Here is a 1,483-nt window from a genome sequence, read left to right on the forward strand (position 1 = left end):
ATTAGGGCAAGGCAACTGCCGATAATCAAACTGTGAATGACGCGTTTCATACCGGGGCGTCTCCCTGCCAATACCGCGTTTCGTGATAAACCCGGTCAAAGTGCATCGCCGGGGTTTCGTGTGGCTGGGATAGCCAAGATTTTGGTGGGGCGTAATCCGATGCCTGTAAGCTATTCATCAGCAAAAACTCACTGCCTTTCAAGGTTGCAAGGCTCATGGGGTCACTTCCTTGTTTTCGGTGCAGCCGGGATAAATGGTGCAGACGCGTTCATCCACCATTTTGAAAGTGCTGAAGTCTTTGTAGTTGCCATAGCAAAAGGCATATTGATCTTCAAAGTTTTCGCCCATACAACGTTTCCAGCCTCCAGGTACCTTGACCCAGGTATCGCCCATGTAGGGTTTCTCCTCATCAGCCAGCTTGATCTTCAGTTTGATGGTTTTTCCTGGTAGTTGATCAAGGGTGTAGGCGGCAAACGGCTTGCCTCGCGTAACGTTGCCCTGGGCGTCGGTGTTCTTGCAGTAGAGGATTTTGGTTATGTAGCGCTTGGGGCCAATCGTGCGGAAAAACCACTGACACTGCCCGGAAAACTGACTTTCACCAGTAGCATTGAAGGTGCCCTTGTCGTGAGCGTCGAGATAATCCCGTACTGCGATAAACCCGGAATCACCGCCAGAGTCCCCGAAGTGTTTTCCGTACACCCCGTTGATCTCAAGGTCGATGCTGTGCAACACCAACTCGCACCCTTTGCGGGTGCGGCGTATTTCAATCTGCGCATCAGGCTTGTATTCAGTCCACCATTCCCGGTTGAACTGTGACTTTCGGTTATCACGTTTGTCTAGTTTGCAGGACTGCCCGGGTGCTGGAACGTAGGTCGCTAATGCCATATAGGCAAAGCCCGGAGGCAAGTCGGCGGTAAAGGTAAAGGTGTTGGACTTTCCAACGGCTGAGCAGCCGACAATCAGGGCAAGGCAACTGCCGATAATCAAACTGTGAATGACGCGTGTCATACCGGGGCATCTCCCTGCCAATACCGCGTTTCGTGATAAACCCGGTCAAAGTGCATCGCCGGGGTTTCGTGTGGCAGGGATAGCCAACATTTTGGTGGGGCGTAATCCGATGCCTGTAAGCTATTCATCAGCAAAAACTCACTGCCTTTCAAGGTTGCAAGGCTCATGGGGTCACTTCCTTGTTTTCGGTGCAGCCGGGATAAATGGTGCAGACGCGGTCATCTACCATTTTGAAAGTGCTGAAGTCTTTGTAATTTCCGTAACAAAACGCGTGCTGATCTTCGAACCCCTTGCCCATGCAACGTTTCCAGCCTCCAGGTACCTTGACCCAGGTATCGCCCATGTAGGGTTTCTCCTCATCAGCCAGCTTGATCTTCAGTTTGATGGTTTTGCCTGGTAGCTGATCAAGGGTGTAGGCGGCAAACGGCTTGCCTCGCGTAACGTTGCCCTGGGCGTCGGTGTTTTTGCAGTAGAG

Annotated in this window: 3 protein-coding genes and 1 pseudogene; all 4 read right to left on the minus strand. The window is 51.9% G+C overall.

Annotation, left to right across the window (positions count from 1 at the left end; translation table 11 throughout):
- Positions 1–46: 46 nt before the first annotated feature.
- Positions 47–217 carry a hypothetical protein gene (locus IFT80_RS21485; RefSeq protein ID WP_192138392.1) on the minus strand — a complete coding sequence of 57 codons (171 nt, stop codon included), beginning with the start codon at positions 215–217 and terminating at the stop codon, positions 47–49.
- Positions 214–1,008, minus strand: a complete 795-nt coding sequence (locus tag IFT80_RS21490) for a hypothetical protein (RefSeq protein ID WP_192138394.1) — start codon at positions 1,006–1,008, stop codon at positions 214–216. Before IFT80_RS21490 ends, IFT80_RS21485 begins: the two co-directional genes overlap by 4 nt.
- Positions 1,005–1,175, minus strand: coding sequence for a hypothetical protein (locus IFT80_RS21495; RefSeq protein ID WP_192138396.1), 171 nt, complete (start codon positions 1,173–1,175; stop codon positions 1,005–1,007). The genes IFT80_RS21490 and IFT80_RS21495 overlap by 4 nt, the downstream gene beginning before the upstream one ends.
- Positions 1,172–1,483 (minus strand): annotated as a pseudogene (locus tag IFT80_RS21500) (hypothetical protein); the annotation flags it as partial. The gene IFT80_RS21495 and the pseudogene IFT80_RS21500, both read right to left, overlap by 4 nt.

Origin of the sequence: Pseudomonas sp. CFBP 8771, from assembly GCF_014841695.1 — a bacterium.
GTDB classification, from domain to species: domain Bacteria; phylum Pseudomonadota; class Gammaproteobacteria; order Pseudomonadales; family Pseudomonadaceae; genus Aquipseudomonas; species Aquipseudomonas baltica.

Excerpts from the sequence above, each read along its gene's own strand:
- IFT80_RS21485 (WP_192138392.1), bottom strand. The coding sequence starts at position 217 with ATGAGCCTTGCAACCTTGAAAGGCAGTGAGTTTTTGCTGATGAATAGC.
- IFT80_RS21490 (WP_192138394.1), bottom strand. The coding sequence starts at position 1,008 with ATGACACGCGTCATTCACAGTTTGATTATCGGCAGTTGCCTTGCCCTG.
- IFT80_RS21495 (WP_192138396.1), bottom strand. The coding sequence starts at position 1,175 with ATGAGCCTTGCAACCTTGAAAGGCAGTGAGTTTTTGCTGATGAATAGC.